This is a genomic window from Micromonospora sp. NPDC005220, assembly GCF_040607895.1.
In the GTDB taxonomy this organism is placed as follows: domain Bacteria; phylum Actinomycetota; class Actinomycetes; order Mycobacteriales; family Micromonosporaceae; genus Micromonospora.
Genome location: NZ_JBEXHP010000234.1, coordinates 1 through 2138 on the forward strand (window position 1 = coordinate 1; position 2138 = coordinate 2138).

The 2138-nt window shown below is 74.7% G+C and carries 3 protein-coding genes; all 3 read right to left on the bottom strand.

The features are described 5' to 3' along the window. Positions 1-1060: AAA family ATPase (locus ABZU52_RS32350; protein WP_354974703.1), on the bottom strand; the 1060-nt coding region annotated here is incomplete at its 3' end. A gap of 82 nt (positions 1061-1142) precedes the next feature. Next, entirely contained in the window at positions 1143-1754 is a 612-nt protein-coding gene (locus ABZU52_RS32355; protein WP_354974704.1) for a TetR/AcrR family transcriptional regulator, read from the bottom strand. A 94-nt stretch (positions 1755-1848) separates the two neighbouring features. Then, positions 1849-2001, bottom strand: a complete 153-nt coding sequence (locus ABZU52_RS32360; RefSeq protein ID WP_354974705.1) for an SDR family oxidoreductase — start codon at positions 1999-2001, stop codon at positions 1849-1851. Between the last annotated feature and the right edge of the window lie 137 nt (positions 2002-2138).

The following is a 2138-nucleotide window of genomic DNA, read 5'->3' on the forward strand; positions in this document are numbered from 1 at the left end:
CCAGCACCTCGGCGAGCAGTCGGTGCGCCGCGCGGCGCTCCGCGAGCGGCGCGCTGGCCGCGATCATGGTGCGCACCAGCGGCTGCGGGAAGGTGACATCGCGTTGCTCGACGCGGACCAGGCCGGCGACCTCCGCCGGGGCGAGCGCCTCGACCTCGGTGCCGGCGGCCGCCGCGGCCCGGATCAGGGTGCCCGGCTCGCCGTCGTCGTCGAGCGCGGCGAGCAGCAGCACCCGTCGGGTCTCCGGGGGCAGCCGGTCCAGCCGGGCGCGGTACGCGCGACCGAGCGCTCCATCCGCCGGTGGCGCGGCGGGCAGCGGCTCCTCCCCCCGCCACTGCCCGGCGGTGAGCATCTCGGCGAGGTCCGCCAGGGCCTGCGGGTTGCCCCCGCCGATGGTGGCCAGGGCGGTCACTGCCGACGCGGCGGGCCGCTCGGGGAGGCGGTCGACGCCCTCGCGCTCGGTCAGTCGACGGAGCCGGTCGCTGAGGACGCCGGCGCTCTCGTGCGCGGTCAGCGCGCGCAGTCGGTGCGCCGGAATCCCGTCCAGGTTGGCGGTGACGTCCGCGGTGAGCAGGACGGCGAGGGGCAGGTGCCGCAGTCGGCGGGCCACGAACGCCAGCACCTGCGCGGTCTGTGGGTCACCTCGGTCGATGTCGTCCATGGTGGCGAGCAACGGCCGGTCCCGGGCGGCGGCGGCGAGCAGCCCGAGCACCGCCATCGACAGCGTCAGTTGCCGTCCGGCCGGGCAGCTCGCCCCGGCCAGCGCGCGCCGCAGCAGGTGGCGCTGCTCGCCGGGCAGGACGGCGACCCGGTCGAGCACCGGGTCGACCAGACGTTGCAGGCCGGCGTACGGCAGGCCGGCTTCCTCGGCCAGCCCGCTGCCGGCGAGCACGGTGCAGCCACCCTCGGCGTGCCGATGGGCGTAGCCGACCAGCGCCGTCCGGCCCGATCCGGGCTCTCCGCGCAGCAGCAGGGCACCGCCGGCACTGGTCATGCCGTCGAGCAGGCTCCGGACGGCCCGGCACTCGTCGTCCCGGCCACGCAGCACGGTTAGTTGCACTCTTGATGCAGTAACCATGCCTGCCAGTGTTACCCATCGGAAACCGAATGGAAAGAGGGGGCGATATCGGGCCGGGCCGGAATCAGTCGGGCGCGACCTCGGCCAGCAGGGCGCCCACGGTCCGGGACATCACCGCGCGGGCCTGGTCCACGCCCAGACCGAGCCCGTAGCGCAGCATCGACCAGGCCTGCCAGGTGCTCGCCGTCACCAGGGCGTTGAGCAACTGCTCCCGCCCCTGCCCGGCCTCGGCCAGCTCGACGGCGAAGAGCTCCTCGACCTCTTCACGGACCCGTTCGATGTGCTTGAGACGGTTGCGGTGCAGCTGCTCGGAGACCGGCTCACGCATCTGGGCGGCCCGCGCCGACGGTGCGATGAGCTGGAGCAGCCGAGCCCGCTGCCGGCAGTACGCGTCGACCCGCTTCGGCAACGGCAGCGCGGGTGAGATCGGCCGGTGGGCGGCGTCCTGCTGACGGAGCACCTCCGCGCCGCTGGCCTCGAAGAGCGTCTCCATGTCCTTGAAGTTGGTCCAGAGGGTGCGCAGCGAGATGCCGGCCCGTTCGGCGATGCGTTCCCCGGTCGGGCGGAGGTCACCCTCGGAGATGAGCGCGAGGTGCGCCTCGACGATGGCCGCGCGGGTCCGCTCGGCGCGGGCGGTGCGCCCGTCGACCCGGCCCGCCACATCGACCCCGTCCATCCGCCCTCGCCCCCTCACCGCCACGGCTTCCCCCGACGCACCGCCGAGTCTAGACAGCCGTTGATCAGCGGCCCCGGACACTCCGCCGACGCCGTCATCCGGCCCGGCCGGTCAGTGAGACGCCGCCGTCGCAGACGATGGCCTGCCCGGTGATCCAGGCAGCGTCGTCGGAGGCCAGGAGGGCAACCGCGCCCGCCACCAGAGCGGTGGCGACCCGGCCCGCGAGCCGGCCCAAATATGCATTCACGGTGCAGATAGTAGGAGCGTCGATCGGTATCGGTCAACGCCTCGACGACCAGCCGACGAGCCGCGCCGGCAGCACCCGCGCAGCCGTGCGGGCCCGGCGGGGGTCGTGGGAGCACCCCCCCGGGGGGGGGGCCGAGT

Excerpts from the sequence above, each read along its gene's own strand:
- ABZU52_RS32355 (WP_354974704.1), bottom strand. The coding sequence starts at position 1,754 with ATGGACGGGGTCGATGTGGCGGGCCGGGTCGACGGGCGCACCGCCCGC.